Origin of the sequence: Amycolatopsis jiangsuensis (assembly GCF_014204865.1) — a bacterium.
GTDB lineage: Bacteria > Actinomycetota > Actinomycetes > Mycobacteriales > Pseudonocardiaceae > Amycolatopsis > Amycolatopsis jiangsuensis.
The window spans coordinates 7,001,216-7,018,769 of the sequence record NZ_JACHMG010000001.1 but is presented as its reverse complement, the minus strand read 5'-3'; the positions used below and the strand labels follow the sequence as shown (position 1 = coordinate 7,018,769).

Genomic DNA, 17,554 nt, shown 5'->3' with positions numbered 1-17,554 from the left:
TTCCGGCACATCGCTGGATACTTGTTCGACCGAGAGCGAGGATTTGCGGTACTCGTCTTGGCCGCACGCATCGATGGGAGCTGCCGGTGACCACCACGGAACGCACCGCCGCGTCGTATTTCCTGCCCAGTGACGAACCGCTGGGCTTGGTGTTCCCGGACGGCGCCGCAGCCGACGCGCCCGCGCTTCCGATGCCGGCGGACGACGTCCTGCTCCGGCTTTACCGCGGCATGGTCTCCGGCCGCCGATTCGACACACAGGCGACCGCGCTCACCAAACAAGGACGGCTCGCGGTGTATCCGTCGGCGCGTGGGCAGGAAGCCTGCGAGATCGGCGCGATCCTCGCTCTGCGACCCCAGGACTGGCTGTTTCCCACCTACCGCGACTCGATGGCGGTGGTCGCCCGTGGCGTGGACCCGGTCGAAGTCCTGACGCTGCTTCGCGGTGACTGGCACTGCGGCTACGACCCGTACGGCGCGAACGTCGCCCCGCAGTGCACGCCGCTGGCCACGAACACCCTGCACGCCGTCGGTTTCGCGCACGCAGCGCGCGCGAAGGGTGAGGACACCGTGTCGCTGGCGCTGTTAGGCGACGGCGCGACCAGCGAAGGTGACACGCATGAAGCGCTGAACTTCGCCGCGGTCTGGAAGGCACCGGTGGTCTTTCTGGTGCAGAACAACGGCTACGCGATCAGCGTGCCGCTCTCCAAGCAGACTGCGGCGCCTTCGCTCGCGTACAAGGGCGTCGGCTACGGCATGCCCTCGATGCTGGTGGACGGCAACGACGCAGCGGTCGTACACGCCGCCGTGGAGCAGGCGGTGGCGCGCGCGGCAGCGGGCGAGGGACCGACGCTGATCGAAGCCGTGACCTACCGCATCGAGTCGCACACGAACGCCGACGACGCCACGCGCTACCGCGAACGCGCGGAGGTGGAGGAATGGCTCGAGCGCGACCCGATCGCCCGGCTCAAGCGGTATCTCACCGACCACGGGCTGCTCACCGAGCAGGTACAGCAGGAGATCGACGCGCGTGCCGAGGACGAGGCGTCAGCGTTGCGGGAGCGGATGAACGTCGACACTGTGCTGGACCCGGCTGAGTTGTTCGAGCACGTCTACGCCGAACCCACCGCCGCGTTGCGTGACCAGGCGAGCGAACTCGCCGCGGAACTCGAGGAGCGCGCATGACCGCGACGCTGGACACCACGGTCTCTCTCGCCGGTGCGCTCAACCGCGCGCTGGGCGACGCACTCGCCGAGGACGAGCGCGTGCTGGTCTTCGGCGAGGACGTCGGCACGCTCGGCGGGGTCTTCCGGGTCACCGACGGACTGGCGAGCCGGTTCGGGGACAGCCGGGTGTTCGACTCGCCGCTGGCCGAATCGGGCATCGTCGGCACCGCGATCGGGATGGCGATGAACGGCCTGCGTCCCGTGGTGGAGATGCAGTTCGACGCGTTCGCCTACCCGGCCTTCGAGCAGATCACCAGTCACCTCGCCAAGCTGCGCAACCGTACGAAGGGCCGCGTCGAACTGCCTGTGGTCATCCGGGTGCCCTACGGCGGCGGCATCGGCGGCGTCGAGCACCACTGTGACTCGTCCGAGGTCTATTACACGCACACGGCGGGCCTTCGCGTCGTCACGCCGGCGACGCCGGGCGACGCGTACAGCTTGCTGCGCGAAGCAATCGACTGTCCGGATCCGGTGATCTTCCTGGAGCCGAAGCGACGTTACTGGGAGAAGGGGTCCATCGACCCGGCGCTCAGCTCGCCAGGGCTGGACCGCGCCGTCGTACGCCGCGAAGGCAGCGACGTCACGCTCATCTCGTACGGCGGAGCGCTGGACACCACGCTCGAAGCCGCCGAAGCCGCGGAAGAAGAGGGTTACCACGCCGAGGTGATCGATCTGCGCAGCCTCGCGCCGTTCGACCTGGCCACCGTCGCCGCTTCGGTGCAGCGGACCGGTCGGGCGGTCGTGGTGCACGAGGCGAGCCGCTTCTGCGGCTACGGCGCGGAGGTAGCGGCCCAGCTGTCGGAGACCTGTTTTCACTACCTGGAGGCCCCGGTGCTGCGCGTCGGCGGCTTCGACATCCCTTACCCGGCACCGAATCTGGAGCGGCACCACCTGCCGGACGTGGACCGGATCCTCGACGCGATCGACCGGCTGCAGTGGGACGACAGCGCGCCGCTGCGCGACGGGGAGGCGTGATGGCCGTCTTCAAGCTGCCCGACCTGGGCGAAGGGCTCACCGAAGCCGAGATCGTCAGCTGGCACGTCGCGGTCGGCGACACCGTGAAGGTGGACCAGACCGTAGTGGAGGTCGAAACGGCCAAGGCCAGCGTCGAGGTGCCCGTGCCGTTCGCCGGCCGGGTCGCGACGTTGCACGGCGCGGCCGGGGAAGTGCTCACCGTCGGCAGCCCGCTGATCACCGTGGCGGAGGCGGCGGACTTCACCGAGCCCGGCGTCGTCACCCCGGAGGGCAGCGGCAACGTACTGATCGGCTACGGCACTCCGGCCGCGCAGGGCCGCCGCACCCGCCGGGCCCGCGGTGCACGCCCGGCAGCCGCGCCCACACCGTCCACATCGGACCGTAAGCGAGTGGTTTCCCCACTGGTGCGTCAGCTCGCCCGCAAGTCCGGAGTGGACTTGCAGGCGCTGGCCGGCACCGGGACCGATGGCATCGTGAGCCGCGCCGACGTGGAACGTGCCATCGCCGCACTCACCGAAAGCACCGCAGTCACCGAAAGCACCACACAGCCTGCCGCCGCTCAATTCGAAGGCGACCAGCGGATCCCGTTGCGGGGCCTGCGCAAAACCGTCGCGGACAAGCTCACCCGCTCGCGGCGGGAGATCCCCGAGGCGACCGTGTGGGTGGACGTCGACGCCACCGAACTGCTTCGGCTGCGGGCCGCGCTCAACGCCGATCCGGACGTGCCGAAGATCAGCCTGCTCGCCCTGTTCGCCCGGTTCACCGTGGCCGGCCTGCAGCGATTCCCGGAGCTCAACTCACGGGTCGAGGGCGACGAAATCGTGCTCTCGAAGGCGATCCACCTCGGTTTCGCCGCGCAGACCGACCGAGGCCTGGTCGTCCCCGTGCTGCGGGACGCCCACACCCGGTCCGTCGAGGACCTGTCCGCGGCGCTGGCCGAGCGCACCGGAGCGGCCCGCGGCGGCGCGCTGGCCCCGGCGGACCTGACCGGCGGCACCTTCACCGTGAACAACTACGGAGTGTTCGGAGTGGACGGTTCGGCCGCCATCATCAACCACCCGGAGGTCGCGATCCTCGGCATCGGGCGGATCATCGACCGGCCGTGGATCGTCGGCGGCGAGGTGCGCGCACGCAGCATCACCGAGCTGACCCTGGCCTTCGACCACCGGGTGTGCGACGGGGCAGTGGCGGGCGGGTTCCTGCGGTTCGTCGCCGACTGCGTGGAGAACCCGCTGCGCCTGCTCCGCAGCCTGTGACGAGCAGGGCCCGTGCCGGTCAGTGTGCCGCGGGCTCGTACTCACCGGGGAGCATGCGGGTGGTGACGCCGAACCGGTTCCACGCGTTGATCACCGTGATCGCGGCGATCACCTGGGCCAGTTCGGCCTCGTCGAACACCGCCGCGGCCCGTGCGTACACCTCGTCCGGGACGAATCCGTCGGTGAGGACCGTGACGGCCTCGGTCAGCTCGAGTGCGGCGACCTCCTTCGCGGTGTAGAAGTGCTTCGACTCCTCCCACGCCGAGAGCTGCACGATCCGCTCCACCGACTCGCCGGCGGCCAGCGCGTCCTTGGTGTGCATGTCGAGGCAGAAGGCGCAGTGGTTGAGCTGCGACGCACGGATCTTGATCAGCTCGTGCAGGACCGGGTCGATCCCGCGCCGGACCGACGCGTCGAGGCGGATCATCGCCTTGTAGGCGTCCGGCGCGAGTTCCGCCAGGTTCAGCCGGGGAACGTGCGGGGCAACGCGATCTTCGGTAGTGGTCATGTCTTCGAAGTTACTGCCCACTGGTCTCCTGCTATGGTCCATTTCCGTGCACGATCAGTGGGCCACTTCGTCAGGTGACGACCTGCACCTTGACCTCCGCGGCTCCCGGTTGCGCGAAGGCCTGATGGAGGCGCTGCGTGACGCCATCCGCACCGGCCGGCTCGCTCCGGGCGCGAAGCTGCCGTCCAGCCGCACACTCGGCGCGGACCTCGGCATCGCTCGAAACACCGTCGCGCACGCGTACGCGGAACTGGTGGCCGAAGGCTGGCTGACTGCCCGGCAGGGCGCGGCAACCCGGGTTGCCGCCAGGGCGTCGGCCGTCTCGGCCAAGGCAGCTCCGGCGCCCGCCCGATCGCGGCGCCGGGTCCACGACCTCCGCACCGGACTGCCGGACACTTCCACGTTTCCCCGCGTGGAGTGGGCGAAAGCGACCCGCCGGGCGCTGACCTCGGCATCCGACGACGCGTTCGGCTTTCCCAGCGCGCTCGGCCGGGTGGAGCTGCGGACCGAACTGGCGGCCCATCTCGCGCGGACCCGCGGCGTCCGCACGCATCCGGACCACCTCGTCATCTGCTCCGGCGTGACGCACGGCCTCCTGCTGCTGGCCGAGGTGCTGAAACGCCGTGGTACGCCGGAAATCGCGCTCGAGTCGTACGGCCTGTACACGCATCGGCGCCAGCTCGCCGACGCCGGGATGAGCACGCCACCGATCCCGGTCGACGCCGACGGCGCCGTGGTCGACCGGCTCGGCGAACTGCCCCGGGCGGGTGCGGTGCTGCTCACCCCTTCGCACCAGTTCCCCACCGGCGTCGCCCTGCACCCGGATCGCCGGGTGGCCGCGATCGACTGGGCCCGCCGCACCGGCGGCCTGGTGCTGGAGGACGACTACGACGGCGAGTTCCGGTACGACCGCAGCCCGGTCGGGGCCCTGCAGGGGCTGGATCCGGAACACGTGGTGTACCTCGGCACGTCCAGCAAGGCGTTGAGCCCGGGGCTGCGGCTCGGCTGGCTCGCGCTGCCGCCGCGGCTCGCGCACGCGGTCGCCGAGGTGAAGGGCGAGCCCGACCTGCATACCAGCACCGTCGACCAGCTCACCATGGCCGAGTTCCTGTCCTCGGGTGGCTATGGCCGGCACGTCCGCGCGATGCGGCTGCGCTACCGGCGCCGCCGCGACCAGCTCGTGGCCGCGCTCGCCGAACAAGCCCCGGACGCCCGGGTGACCGGCCTGTCCGCGGGCCTGCACGTGCTGGTGGAACTGCCTTCCGGCAACGAAAGCGCGGTGGTGCAGGGTTCGGCGTGGCAGGACCTCGCAGTGCAGGGCCTCGCCCAGTTCCGGCATCCGGAAGCCGAAGCGGACCGCGATGCCCTGGTCATCGGTTACGGCACGCCCTCGGCGAGTGCGTGGTCCGGAGCACTCGCCGCCCTGTGCCGAGCCATTCCCTGAACTTGCGGAGCACGCATAGTTTGCGTGTCACGCACGTTTGCGCGTAAGGTCGGGTCATGACCGAACGTCCCAGCCTGCGTGAGCGCCGCCGCCAGGAGACCCGCCGGGCCATTTCCTGGGCGGCGATCGCGCTCGCGGTCGACCGCGGGCTGGGGAACGTGACCATCGACGACATCGCCGGCGAGGCGGGCGTTTCCCCGCGCACGGTGAACAACTATTTCTCCAGCAAGGCCGAAGCGATCGTCGCGCGGCAGTACGACCGGGCACAGGGCATCGCGGACCACCTGCGGGCGCGTCCGGCCGACGAGCCATTGTGGACCGCGCTGCGGCAAGCGGCAGTCGGCCAGCATCAGGAAGATCGCGAAGGCGACAGCGCGCCACCCGATCCACAGTGGACCGAGGGCGTCCGGCTGATGCTCACCGAACCCGCGCTGCAGGGGGAATTCCTGAAGGCCGGTGCGGCGACCGAACAGGCGCTCACCCAGGCTGTCGCCGAACGCCTCGGCGCCGACCCGGACCGCGACCTGCGGCCACTGCTCATCGCGACCGCCGCCGGGGGTGCGGTCCGCGCGGCCATGGCGCAGTGGCTGCGCGCCGATCCCCCGGTGCCCTTCGACACCGTGCTGCACCAGGCGTTCGACCAGCTCGCCGAGGTGCTGCCCTGACCCCTTGAGGGAGTGCCATGCCCGAGATCGTGATTGCCGGCGGCGGACCGAACGGCCTGCTGCTCGCCGCGGAGCTCTGCCTGGCCGGAGTACGCCCGGTCGTGCTGGAACGGCTTCCTGGTGACAAGGAAGAACAGCGCGCCAACGGACTCGTCGGCCAGGTCGTGCAACTGCTGCACCGGCGCGGCCTCTACGCACGGCTCAGCGGAACGGACGAGCCGGCACCGGCGCCCGCCTACCTCTTCGGCGGGTTCCGGCTCGATCTCGCCGACCTGCCCGAGCATCCGGTCCACCTGCTGCCGAAACCCCAGCGTGAACTGGAACGGACGCTGGCCGAGCACGCGGCTTCGCTGGGTGCGGACATCCGCCGTGGACACGAGGTCACCGGGTTCTCGACGCATCCGGACTCGGTGACGGTGCGGGTGAACGGGCCCGGCGGCCGGTACGAGCTCACCGCCGGGTACCTGGTCGGCGCGGACGGCGGCCGCAGCCTCGTGCGCAAGCTCGCCGGGATCGGATTCCCCGGCGTCACCCGCGACGACACCGTGTCCTTCGCCGCGCAGGTGCGGATCCCGGCGGAGCTGACCGACCCGGCGACCGGCGGGCTGCGGGCGGGCAGTCACGTGATCCCGCCGTTTCTGCACTACCGCACGGAAACCGGGGTGTTCACCTACGCGCCGTTCACCGTGGCCGCGCCGATGGTGAACTCCACCGAACGGGGTGTACCCGTCCCGCCCGACGATGGTCCGCCGACGCTGGACGAGGTGCGCGCGAGCATCCGGCGGGTGCTCGGCACCGACCTGCCGATCGAAGCACCCCCGGCCGGGTCCGGTCCGCCCCCGCGGCGGCTGGCCGGTGGCAACACCCGGATCGCCACCCGTTTCCGGGCCGGCCGGATCCTCCTGCTCGGCGACGCGGCCCACGTGCACTCCGCGATCGGCGGTCCCGGGCTGAACCTCGGCCTGCAGGACGCGGCGAACCTGGCCTGGAAACTGGCCGCCGAGGTACACGGCTGGGCCCCGCCCGGCCTGCTCGACAGCTACGACGCCGAACGCCGTCCGGTCAGCCGGCGGGTCGTGATGCACACACAGGCGCAGGGCGCGCTGACCGCACCGGGACCGGAAGTCACCGAACTGCGTGCCCTGTTCCAGGAGCTGCTGAGCCACGACGTGGTCCGCGGGCACCTCGCGGATCTGCTGTCCGGCAACGACATCCGGTACAGCGACGAACCGCATCCGCTCGTCGGCCGGTGGTCGCCGGACCTCCGGCTGGCCGACCCGGAACCACTCGCCGCCGCGCACCGCGCTGCCCGTCCGGTTCTGCTCGACCTGTCACCCGGCGCGAAGGCGGCCGCCGCGGCCGGTCCGTGGCAGGACCGCGTCACCATCGTGTCCACCAGTGCGGCCGGCGAGACGCCCACCGCGCTCCTGATCCGCCCGGACGGCTACGTCGCCTGGGCGTCCGACGACGCCGGACCGGACCTCGACGCGCTCCGGTCCGCGCTGGCCCGGTGGTTCGGCGCCGGAGTCACGACCGCAGCCGCGTGACCGCCACGTGCACCCGCGCCTTCGCCGGGAGGCGGCCCTCCGCGGTGACCTGGTCCCGGGTCGCGACCTTGAACGCGGTCCGCAACCCGGTCAGCTGCGTTTCGTCGAGCGAGTCCATCTGGTAGTAGGTCTCGCAGCAGGTCTGCCACACCTGCTCCGGCGGGCCGGATACGTCGATCAGCACCTCGTGCCACGCCACCGGTTCGAACCCGGCCGGGGCCAGCAGCTCGTCGAGGCCGGCGCGGGTCCGGGTCCGCGGATCGCCGGCGGTCGGCACCCGGCGGTCTTCCGGCACGACGGCGAACAGCGGGCGCGCGATCTTCGGGAACACCTCCAGTGCGCCTTCGCCAGGCCCACCCACGCCGAGCGCGAACGTCCCACCGGGCGCGAGCACCCGCGCCGCCTCCGCGACCACCTTCTCGACGTCCACCATCAGCATCAGCGCCATGAACGACACGACGGCGTCGAAGGCACCATCCGCGAACGGCAGCTCCTGCGCCCGCCCGGCACGCAGGTCCGCGCCCGCCAGCGCGGGCCGCTCCAGCGCCCGCCGGATGTGCCCGGGCGACAAGTCGATCCCGGCCTGCGTCCGCGCGCCGCGGGCGGCGAGCACGGCCAGCAGCGCACCGTCACCGCACCCGAGGTCGAGCACCCGGACAGGCACCCCCACGTGATCGGCGAAGACCTCGTACACCGTGCGATCGTCGCCCACGATGTGCCCCGCCACGGCCAGTTCGGACGCCGCTTCGGGCTTCCGGTCGTGGTAGTCGCGCAGGAAGACTTCGGCGGGCGTGGTCATGCCCGCGACCGTAGCGCGAACCGTCACGTCCGCAGCCGGGTTTTCGCGATGTCGATCCCGAATCCGGCGGGCAGCAGCCCCGCGCGACCCGCGGGTCGGCGGTGGCCAGCTGGGGCGGTGCCGGGCGAGTTCCAGCTGCTGCGCGGACAGATCGACCCCGGCCAGTGCCTGCGCGCCGTGGTCGGCGAAGACTGCCAGCAGCTCGCCGTCACCGCAGCCCAGGTCGAGCACTCGGCGGAACGGCCTATGGCGCGACCGTGGCCGACTGCTGGTACCCCTGGTGTCATGAACCGGGACACCCTGCTCGGCATCGATGTCGGAACCACCGCGGTCAAGGTCGCCGCGTTCTCTCCCGATGGAGAGGAACTCGCCGCGCACTCCGTTCCCTACCCGATCAGCCGGCCGCGTCCCGGCTGGGCGGAGCAGGACCCCGAACAGTGGTGGCGAGCGACGTGCACCGCGTTGCGCACCGTCCTTTCCGGACTTCCCGACGGCGCGGTGCGGGCGGCCGGGATCGTCAGCCAGGTCAACACGCACCTGCTCGCCGACGCCGGGCTGAACCCGCTGACCCCGGCGGTGATCTGGCAGGACCAGCGGTGCGCGGAGATCGCGCGGGAGCTGGACGCACGGTTCACCGAGGCGGACAAGCAGCGCATTTGGGGCGGACCGGTCACGCTGGATGCCTCGTTCGCCGCCGCCCGCGCTGCCTGGTTCGCGCGGGAGCGGCCCGAAGCGTGGGCACGGGCACGCTGGCTGGTGAGCCCCAAGGACTTCATCGGCGCGCGACTCACCGGGCGGGTGGCCACCGATCTGCTGTCCGGCGTCCGGATCGCCGGCGCGCACGGATACCTGCCGGAAGCAGTGGAACTCGTGGACGGGCTCGGCGAACGGTTGCCGGAGCTGCTCGCGCCGGAGGAACCGCTCGGCCGCTGCGCGGAACTCGGCAACGCACCGGTCGTCGTGGGGACCATGGACGCGTTCGGCGCGGTCTTCGGCACGCGCACGACAGAACCGGGCCGGGCGATGGTGTCGTGCGGAACGTCCCTTGTCGTGGCCGCTGCGTCGCGGAGCAGCAAACGGGCGCGCGGGCTGGTGGCTTTCCCGCCGCGCGGCGACGTCGTGGTGCACGCGGGGCCGACGCAGGCAGCCGGCGACGCAGTGCGGTGGTGGAGCCGGGTGTCCGGGCTGGAGGTGCCGGAGGTCTTCGCCTCCGCTGCCGAAGGCACCGCCGGGGTCGTGTTCACGCCGTACCTGCAAGGCGAACGGGCGCCGTTGTGGGACGCCGACGTACGGGGCAGCTTCCTCGGGCTCACCTCTTCGACCACCACAGCGGATCTTTCGCGTGCCGTACTGACCGGTGTCGCGTTCTCCGCGCGTCACGTGCTGGAGACTGTCGAGCAAGCGTGCGGAAAACTGCCGTCGGTCACGTTCTCCGGTGGAGGCGGGCGCAGCGACCTGTGGACGCAACTGCACGCCGACGTTCTCGAACGGCCGGTCGAACGTCTCGAGGTGCTCGACAGCGCCGCCCTGGGTGCCGCCTTGCTGGGTTCCGTCGGCGCGGGGCTGCATCCCGATGTGGAAACCGCTGCTGCGGCAGCCGTGCACGTCTCGCACGTCTTCGAGCCGACAGCGGATCTGAACCCGCTGTACGAGGCTTACCGCGCGTCGTACGACGGCCTCGCGCGAGTGCACGAACTGCTGGCGCAGCGGTGATCTAATGGACCGATGGAGACGCTTCGCTACGGTGCCGAACCCAGCCAGTTCGCCGAACTCCACGGAGAGGCGCCCGCGAAGGGCACCGCGATCCTGCTGCACGGCGGCTGGTGGCGAGCCAAGCACGACCTGCACCAGATGGACGCGATGGCCGCCGATCTGGTCGACGACGGCTGGCGCGTGGTGAACGTCGAATACCGCCGCATCGACGGCGACACCGGCGGCTGGCCGCAGACCCTCGACGACGTGCTCAGCGCTGTCCGCGCAGCCGCCCCAGCCGCCCCGGCCGTCGCGATCGGTCACTCCGCGGGCGGCCATCTCGCGCTGCTGGCCGCGAAATCCGGGGGCCTGTCCGGAGTCGTCGCGCTGGCCCCGGTCACCGACGTGCCTCGCAGCGCGGCCGAGGAGCTGGGCGAAGGCGCGGCGGTCCTGTTCCTCTCGGGGGACGATCCGGCGGCATCCCCGCTGGAACAGCTCCCGCTCGGCTGCCCCCAGCTCGTCGTCCATGGAGACGCGGACGTGCGGGTGCCCGTGACGCACAGCCGCGACTACGTCGCCGCGGCCCGCGACGCCGGTGACGAAGTGGACTACGCGGAGCTGCCGGGAGTCGACCACTTCCGGCTGATCGACGCGGCGGACACGCCGTGGCAGCACGCCCGCCGGTGGCTCGACGAACGGTTCGGCTGAGGCCTCTCCGGTGCCGACTGACGCCCTCCGTACGCGGTCCGACGGCTACGGCTCGGGTCGTCAGCCGGCCGGTCCGTCGCTCGCGGTCACCGTCACCGAGGCCTGCGCTCCGCCCTGTCCGGAGACGGTGATCTTCAGCCGGTCGCCGGGGTGGTGCCGGTCCAGCACCGCGACGAGCTCGGCCGCGGACCCGATCGGCTGATCGTCGACCGCGACCACCAGCAGGTCCGCCTTGAGCCCGGCCTTCGCCGCCGGGCCACCCGCGACCAAAGAGGCGATCATCGCGCCGGAGCCGTTGCCGCCGTCGTTCACGGTCAGCCCCACGAACGCGCTGGGTCCGATGTGGACGGTCTCGGAGGCTTTCCCCGCGACGATCTGCTGTGCGATGGCCGCGGCGGGGGTGATCGGGATGGCGAAGCTCTCGTGCGGGCGATCGCTTCCTTCGAGCTCGTACCCGGTGCCGGCCGCGGTGTTCACCCCGATCACCCGGCCCGCGGTGTCGGCCAGCGGGCCGCCCGAGTCCCCTGACCGGACGTCGGCGTCGGTCTGGATCAGCCCGTGCAGCGTCTCCCCGGCGCCGGTGCTCTCGTCGTAGGCGACGATCGAACGCCCGAGCGCGGTCACCTTGCCCGGGGCTGACGACGGTTCGCCGCCCGTCCCGCCCGCGTTGCCGACGCCGAGCACCGGGTCGCCGGGCCCGGTCTGCCCGGAATCCCCGAGGGTCGCGGTGGCCAGCCCGCTCGCGTCGGCGAGCTTGATCACCGCGAGGTCGTGGGTGCGGTCGTAGCCGAGCACGGTCGCGTCGTGGACCCGGCCGCCCGCCAGCACGGCCCGAATCGCGACGGTGCCTTCGACCACGTGGTTGTTCGTCAGCACCACACCGTCCGGGCTCAGGACGATGCCGGTGCCCGACGCGACGCCGGCGCCGAGCCCGAGCACCGTGTCGATGACCGCGACACCAGGACGCACCTTCGCGTACACCCCGCTGATGTCGAACGGCTCCGCCGGCGGCTTCGGCCTCGGGTCCGGTTGCGTCGCGTAGTGCGTGACGGTGAATCCGGCCAGCGCCAGCAGCACGACCAGACCGGCGGCGAGCGCGAGCCCCCGCCACGGCCGTCGCGGCGGGGAAACGGGTTCCGGGTCGGATGCCGGAACCGGTGCCGGTGCCACCGTCTGCTGCCCGGACCAGGGGGCGCCCAGCGGCGCGTTCGGGTTGTCGCTCATCCTCGGCTGTCCTGCTGCTCCTGTCGCGGTCGTCCCCCCACCCGGTGTTCGCGCACCAGCGTGGTCTCGCCCACCCGATCGGGGAACGACCCTGCCCCGCCGGGTCCCGGTGGGCTAGGTTCGGTGATGATCTTGCCGGAAGGCTCGTTCACCAGGTCGGCCGGCGCGGGTGCGGTGCACTGGGACCTCCGCCCCGGCTGTCCGACCACCCGGTCGTCGGGAGGGCGGCGCACACCGCCTCCCGACGGCCCCGGACCGGCACGACGCGTCCCTCCGCAGCCGGGCTCGCTCCGGTCACGGTCAGGCTCAGCCCGGCCACCGTCAGACCCGATCCGGCCACGGTCAAGCTCCGTCCGGCCACCGTCAGACTCCGTCAGCCCGGGTTCGGACCGCTGGCCACCAGCGGGCTCGTGGCGGCTCCGTGCCGGCGGGTCACGCTCACCAGCCCCCGCCGCCGCAGCCGGTCCACCGCCGCCGTCTCCCACGGTGGCACGCGCCCGCCCGCGGACCACAGGTAGCACTCCCCGGCCCCGACGAGCCCGTTGCGAACCACCACCAGTCCGCGCCGGACGTCGTCGAGCGCGCGCACGTCCTCTTCCACGAGCATGCCGGCTCCTTCCGTCCGCCCTCATGGTGAGCCGAGCCGGCGCGCGAGGACACCGGTAACGCACGGCAGGGGTGTACGGGGGAAACAGGGGCGCCCGGATGGCCACCTTCCGGCACGATCGCGTGCGCGAAGTCGCCCGCAGGCCCGCCACCGGCGACGTGGGCGAGCGGGCAGGTCAGGCCCCACCCGCGGGCGATCCTCAAGCCTGCGGAACGGGGTTGCCGGCCTCGGTGGGATAACCTCGTGCAGTTCGGCATTCCGACTGGTGGGGTGAAGTTTCGAGTGTCCGATCCCTTGGTCGCACCGGTGAAGGAGACCTCGGCGGTGGCCGGGGTTCGTTGACGAGCACCACGTCAGCAAGGAAGACCAGGCGAAGCTCAAGCAGGACATGGATCCGGCGGATCACCAGAAGTTCATGGACGAGAAGCGGCAGATAATGAAGGACGGGCTCGACGACATCGAGTTCAACGCCTCCGTCGACTACCCGCTCGCCGACGGCAAGAACAAGGGTGACGGGTTCTCCGGTTTCGACGACTACAAGGACATGTACAACCGCTTCAACGATCTCGGCAACAATCCGGGCAAGTACGACGCGGCCGTCGACAAGCTGTTCGATGACTTCAACGGCATGAATCCGCCCCGCGGTAGCCACGACACCATGGCCGAATGGGAGAACCGCCGCGGCAGGCTGCCGCCGGTGTCGCTGCCCTGAGCGCGGGCCGGGCCACCTTCCGCCGCCGGGTCCACCGGGCCCGGCGGCCGGACGCCCGCTACCCTCGCCGGGTACGGAGGGTGGAGTTTCGATGACACAGTGGAGCGGCCCGACGCTCATCGCCGTCCTGGCCGGGTTCGGGCTCGCGTTCGTCCTGGTGGTGCCCTACGTCGCGGTGACCTACCGCAGACGGGGCGAGCTGGGCACGTTCCGCGCGGTGGCCGCGCCCGCGTTCCTCGTGTACGCGTTCGCGCTGGTCACCTACACCCTGCTGCCGATCCCGGACGTGAACGCGGCCTACTGCGCGACTCACGGCGAGCTGGCGCACCCGGAGTGGAACCCGGTGCAGTTCCTGAGCGACATGCGGGAGTTCGACACCAGCCTGCTGCACAACCCGGCGCTGCGGCAGGTGCTGTTCAACGTCGCGTTCTTCGTCCCGTGGGGTGTGTTCCTGCGGCGGCTGTTCGGGCGCAGCACCGCGTTCGCCATCGCCAGCGGGTTCGCGATGTCGCTGCTGATCGAAACGACCCAGCTCACCGGTGTCTGGTTCCTGATGCCGTGCCCGTACCGGCTGTTCGACACCGGCGACCTGCTGACCAACACCCTCGGCGCGGCGATGGGCGCGCTGCTGGCACCCCGGCTGCGCCGTCGCACCCGGGCGCCGGCCGGTGAACCGCGACCGGTCCGCACCCGCCGCCGGCTGCTCGGCATGATCCTCGACCTCGTCGCCGTGACGCTGTTCGGCGCGGTGCTGAACGTCGTCGTACTGGCGGTCGAGTACGTCGCCCAAGGCACCGTGCACAACAGCCCGGCAGTGGACACCCTGCTCTACACCTGCCTGCCCGCGGTACTGCTGCTGCTCGTGGTCCCGCTGGCGACCAACGGCGCGACACCCGGACAGCACGCCGTCCTGCTCACCGTCGTGGACGCCACCGGCAGGCGGCCGTCGCCCTGGCGGTCCCTCGTCCGGTTCGTCCTCGGTTCCGGCGGCTACTTCCTGCTCTCCGGCTTCTCCCCCGGCTGGTCGGCGCTCTGGCTGGTGGCGAACCTGGCGTTGCTGCTGCTCACCCGCGGACCCCGTGGGCTGACCGGGCGATGCGCCGGGCTCACCGTGGCCGATGCCCGTGACCCGGCGCAGGTCCCCGTCCCGCAAGGGTGATGTCGTTTTTTCGCGAGGTTCAACGTACGGCGCGAGGCAGACTGGACCTCGTGCACGAGCAGACCGAGCACTGCGTCCGGGCGGTGCAGGCGAAAGACGACCGGTTCGACGGCTGGTTCTTCACCGCGGTGCTCACCACCGGCATCTATTGCCGGCCGAGCTGTCCGGTGGTCCCGCCGAAGGTGGCGAACATGCGCTTCTACCCCAGCGCCGCCGCCGCGCAGGCCGCCGGATTCCGCGCCTGCAAACGGTGCCGTCCGGATGCGTCGCCGGGCTCACCGCAATGGAACGAACGGGCCGACGTGGTGGCCCGCGCGATGCGGCTGATCGCCGACGGCGTGGTGGACCGCGAAGGCGTCCAGGGCCTGGCCACCCGGCTCGGCTACAGCGTCCGGCAGGTGGAGCGGCAGGTCCGGGCGGAACTCGGGGCCGGCCCGCTCGCGCTCGCCCGCGCGCAGCGCGCGGAAACCGCCCGGCTGCTGATCGAGACCACCGCGATGCCGATGGGCGACATCACGCACGCCGCTGGGTTTTCCAGCATCCGCACGTTCAACGAGACGGTGCGCGGCGTCTTCGCGCTGACGCCGAGCGAGCTGCGGTCGAGGGCACGCGGCGGCGGGCGGGACAAGTCGCCGAGCGTCCTCGCGCTGCGGCTGCCGTTCCGGCGTCCGCTGTGCCCGGACAACCTGTTCGGGCACCTGGCCGCGACGGCGGTGCCCGGCGTCGAGGAGTGGCGTGCCGGCGCGTACCGCCGCACGCTCCGGCTGCCGCACGGGCACGGCGTGGTGTCGCTGCGTCCCGAACCGGACCACATCGCGTGCCGGCTGAGCCTCACCGACCTGCGTGACCTGGCGGCGGCGATCAGCCGATGCCGCTGGCTGCTGGACCTGGACGCCGATCCGGTGGCGGTGGACGAACAGCTGACGAGCGACCCGGTGCTCGCCCCGCTGGTGGACGCGGCGCCGGGTAGGCGGGTGCCGCGCACGACCGACCCGAAGGAGTTCGCCGTCCGCGCCGTGCTCGGCCAGCAGGTCTCGACCGCGGCCGCCCGCACGCACGCCGCCCGGCTCGTACTGGCACACGGCACGCCGGTCGAGGACCGCGAAGGCGGGCTGACGCACCTGTTTCCCGCTCCCGACGACCTTGCCGCCCTCGACCCGGAGACGCTGGCGATGCCGAAATCCCGGCGGACCACCTTGCTCGGCCTGGTCGATGCGCTCGTCTGCGGCGAGGTCGACCTTGCCGTCGGCGGGGACTGGGACCGAACCCGCGCGCAGTTGTCCGCATTGCCCGGATTCGGGCCGTGGACGGTGGAGAGCATCGCGATGCGCGCGCTCGGCGACCCGGACGCGTTCGTGGCCACCGACCTCGGCGTCAAGGTCGCTGCCGAAGCCCTCGGCCTGCCTGCCCGGCCGGTAGCGCTGGCCGCTCGCGCCACCGCGTGGCAGCCGTGGCGCGCGTACGCCGTGCAGCACCTGTGGGCCACCGGCGACCACCCGATCAACCGCATTCCCGCCGAGGAGGAATCAGCGTGAACCACACCGTGCTCGAAAGCCCGGTCGGCCCGCTCACCGTGGTGGCACGGGACGGCGCGCTGGCCGGGCTGTACCTGGAGCGGCACCGGCATCAGCCCGACCCGGCGACCTTCGGTGACCGCGACGACCGTCCGTTCACCGAGGTCAAGCGGCAGCTGGGCGAGTACTTCGCGGGCGAGCGAACCGAGTTCGACCTGCCGCTGGCCCTGCGCGGCACACCGTTCCAGCAGACCGTGTGGCAGCAGCTCACGCGGATCCCGTACGGCGAGACGATCACCTACCGCGAGCTGGCCGAGCACATCGGACGGCCCGGCGCGTTCCGCGCGGTCGGCCTGGCCAACGGGCGCAATCCGGTGAGCATCGTGGTGCCGTGCCACCGCGTCGTCGGCAGCAACGGTGACCTCACCGGCTACGGCGGCGGGGTGGACCGCAAACGCCGGCTGCTGGAACTGGAAGCAGCCTGATCGTCCTCTGTGGACTCAGGACGTGAAGTCGAGCACCACCCGGAACCGCGCCTTGCCCGACAGCATCCGTTCGTAGGCTTCCGGAACCTGGGTCCACGGGACCGTCTCGACCATCGGCCGCACGCCGCGGGCGGCGGAGAACGCGAGACAGTCCTCCTTCTCGATCGCCGTGCCGGTCTTGCTGCCGGCCACCGAGACGGTGCCGTTGATCAGATCTGCAGTACGGACCGAGATCGGATCCGGCGCCGCGCCCACCACGACCAGCTGTCCGCGCGGCGCGAGGCCGGGCACCAGCGGGGACATCGACGTCCCGCTCGCCGCCGTCGCCAGGATCAACGCCGCGCCGCCCCTCTCGCGCAGCGCCTCACCCGGATCCACCGCGGAGCTGTCGAGGTAGTCGTCGGCACCGAGTTCCTGGGCCAGCTCGGCCTTTTCCGTGCCCCGCGCGATCGCCACCACGCGGTACCCGAGCGCCTTCGCGTACTGCACACCGAGGTGCCCGAGACCGCCGATCCCCTGGATCGCGACCAGCGAACCCGGCCGCAGCCCGCCCTGTTCCAGCGGACGGTAGGCGGTGATCCCCGCGCACATCAGGGGCGCCGCGTCCACAGCGGACAGTCCATCCGGGAGCCGCGCAAGGCCGCTCGCGCGGACCAGCACGTATTCCGCGTAGCCACCGTCGACGTCGATCCCGATCCGCGGCTGGTCGGCGCAGTTGACGAAATCCCCGCGGCGGCAGGGATCACACTCACCGCAGTGCCCGCCGAGGAAGCCGACGCCGACCCGCTCGCCTGCCCGCCATGCCCGTACCCCCGCGCCGACCGCGTCGATCACGCCGGCGATCTCGTGCCCGGACACGATCGCGTCGCGCCGCTCGCGCTCCACGGCGAGCACGTCGGTGTGGCAGATCCCGCAGGCCTGCACCCGTACCCGGACCTGTCCCGGGCCCGGCTCCGGCAGCGGACGCTCGACCAGGCCGAACTGCCGTGGCCCGGTGACCTCGAACGCGCGATATGTCGTCATGAGCATGCATC

General features: G+C 71.7%; 17 protein-coding genes. 12 read left to right on the top strand and 5 right to left on the bottom strand.

Annotated elements, in window-relative coordinates; all coding sequences use genetic code 11:
- Window positions 1-86 precede the first annotated feature (86 nt).
- Genes pdhA through BJY18_RS31955 form a run of 3 tightly spaced genes read left to right on the top strand, consistent with a single transcriptional unit; the run spans window position 87 to window position 3,456 of the window.
- Window positions 87-1,184, top strand: coding sequence for a pyruvate dehydrogenase (acetyl-transferring) E1 component subunit alpha (gene pdhA, locus BJY18_RS31965; protein ID WP_184783593.1), 1,098 nt, complete (start codon window positions 87-89; stop codon window positions 1,182-1,184).
- A complete protein-coding gene (locus BJY18_RS31960) occupies window positions 1,181-2,200 on the top strand; it encodes an alpha-ketoacid dehydrogenase subunit beta (protein WP_184783592.1) in 1,020 nt (339 codons plus the stop codon). Before pdhA ends, BJY18_RS31960 begins: the two co-directional genes overlap by 4 nt.
- Window positions 2,200-3,456: a dihydrolipoamide acetyltransferase family protein gene (locus tag BJY18_RS31955; RefSeq protein WP_184783591.1), complete on the top strand. Its 1,257-nt coding sequence runs from the start codon at window positions 2,200-2,202 to the stop codon at window positions 3,454-3,456. The genes BJY18_RS31960 and BJY18_RS31955 overlap by 1 nt, the downstream gene beginning before the upstream one ends.
- A 19-nt stretch (window positions 3,457-3,475) precedes the next feature.
- On the opposite strand, the gene BJY18_RS31950 is transcribed toward BJY18_RS31955, so the two are convergent.
- Entirely contained in the window at window positions 3,476-3,964 is a 489-nt protein-coding gene (locus BJY18_RS31950) for a carboxymuconolactone decarboxylase family protein (protein ID WP_184783590.1), read from the bottom strand.
- A gap of 46 nt (window positions 3,965-4,010) precedes the next feature.
- On the opposite strand from BJY18_RS31950, the gene pdxR reads away from it, so the two are divergent.
- The 3 genes from pdxR to BJY18_RS31935 are packed head-to-tail and all read left to right on the top strand — an operon-like array spanning window position 4,011 to window position 7,620.
- Window positions 4,011-5,408: a MocR-like pyridoxine biosynthesis transcription factor PdxR gene (gene pdxR / locus BJY18_RS31945; protein WP_184783589.1), complete on the top strand. Its 1,398-nt coding sequence runs from the start codon at window positions 4,011-4,013 to the stop codon at window positions 5,406-5,408.
- 56 nt (window positions 5,409-5,464) lie between these two features.
- Window positions 5,465-6,073 (top strand): acyl-CoA-like ligand-binding transcription factor, encoded by a 609-nt coding sequence (locus BJY18_RS31940; RefSeq protein ID WP_184783588.1) that lies wholly within the window; start codon window positions 5,465-5,467, stop codon window positions 6,071-6,073.
- Between the two features lie 17 nt (window positions 6,074-6,090).
- On the top strand, window positions 6,091-7,620 hold the full coding sequence (locus tag BJY18_RS31935) for an FAD-dependent monooxygenase (protein ID WP_184783587.1): 1,530 nt from the start codon (window positions 6,091-6,093) through the stop codon (window positions 7,618-7,620).
- Here the strand turns inward: BJY18_RS31935 and BJY18_RS31930 are convergent.
- Complete coding sequence (locus BJY18_RS31930; protein WP_184783586.1) at window positions 7,601-8,650, bottom strand: methyltransferase domain-containing protein; 1,050 nt, start codon at window positions 8,648-8,650, stop codon at window positions 7,601-7,603. The two genes, BJY18_RS31935 and BJY18_RS31930, sit on opposite strands and share 20 nt — an antisense overlap.
- A gap of 54 nt (window positions 8,651-8,704) precedes the next feature.
- Here BJY18_RS31930 and BJY18_RS31925 point away from each other — a divergent pair, with 54 nt between their 5' ends.
- Both BJY18_RS31925 and BJY18_RS31920 read left to right on the top strand, forming a co-directional pair.
- A complete protein-coding gene (locus tag BJY18_RS31925; protein WP_184783585.1) occupies window positions 8,705-10,132 on the top strand; it encodes a xylulokinase in 1,428 nt (475 codons plus the stop codon).
- A gap of 12 nt (window positions 10,133-10,144) precedes the next feature.
- Window positions 10,145-10,819, top strand: coding sequence for an alpha/beta hydrolase family protein (locus BJY18_RS31920; RefSeq protein ID WP_184783584.1), 675 nt, complete (start codon window positions 10,145-10,147; stop codon window positions 10,817-10,819).
- Window positions 10,820-10,879: 60 nt separating this feature from the next.
- Here the strand turns inward: BJY18_RS31920 and BJY18_RS31915 are convergent, their stop codons facing one another.
- Window positions 10,880-12,043 (bottom strand): S1C family serine protease, encoded by a 1,164-nt coding sequence (locus BJY18_RS31915; protein WP_184783583.1) that lies wholly within the window; start codon window positions 12,041-12,043, stop codon window positions 10,880-10,882.
- Between the two features lie 373 nt (window positions 12,044-12,416).
- Window positions 12,417-12,650, bottom strand: coding sequence for a hypothetical protein (locus BJY18_RS31910; RefSeq protein WP_184783582.1), 234 nt, complete (start codon window positions 12,648-12,650; stop codon window positions 12,417-12,419).
- A 388-nt stretch (window positions 12,651-13,038) separates the two neighbouring features.
- On the opposite strand from BJY18_RS31910, the gene BJY18_RS31905 reads away from it, so the two are divergent.
- From BJY18_RS31905 to BJY18_RS37165, 4 genes are all read left to right on the top strand, one after another.
- The gene (locus tag BJY18_RS31905; protein ID WP_184783581.1) at window positions 13,039-13,362 is read left to right on the top strand and encodes a hypothetical protein; all 324 of its coding nucleotides are present in this window, start codon (window positions 13,039-13,041) and stop codon (window positions 13,360-13,362) included.
- A gap of 91 nt (window positions 13,363-13,453) precedes the next feature.
- On the top strand, window positions 13,454-14,521 hold the full coding sequence (locus BJY18_RS31900; protein WP_184783580.1) for a VanZ family protein: 1,068 nt from the start codon (window positions 13,454-13,456) through the stop codon (window positions 14,519-14,521).
- Between the two features lie 50 nt (window positions 14,522-14,571).
- Window positions 14,572-16,056 (top strand): AlkA N-terminal domain-containing protein, encoded by a 1,485-nt coding sequence (locus BJY18_RS37170; protein ID WP_184783579.1) that lies wholly within the window; start codon window positions 14,572-14,574, stop codon window positions 16,054-16,056.
- Complete coding sequence (locus BJY18_RS37165; protein WP_184784971.1) at window positions 16,047-16,520, top strand: methylated-DNA--[protein]-cysteine S-methyltransferase; 474 nt, start codon at window positions 16,047-16,049, stop codon at window positions 16,518-16,520. Before BJY18_RS37170 ends, BJY18_RS37165 begins: the two co-directional genes overlap by 10 nt.
- Before the next feature lie 15 nt (window positions 16,521-16,535).
- Here the strand turns inward: BJY18_RS37165 and BJY18_RS31885 are convergent, their stop codons facing one another.
- Window positions 16,536-17,543 carry an alcohol dehydrogenase catalytic domain-containing protein gene (locus BJY18_RS31885; protein WP_184783578.1) on the bottom strand — a complete coding sequence of 336 codons (1,008 nt, stop codon included), beginning with the start codon at window positions 17,541-17,543 and terminating at the stop codon, window positions 16,536-16,538.
- Window positions 17,544-17,554 lie beyond the last annotated feature (11 nt).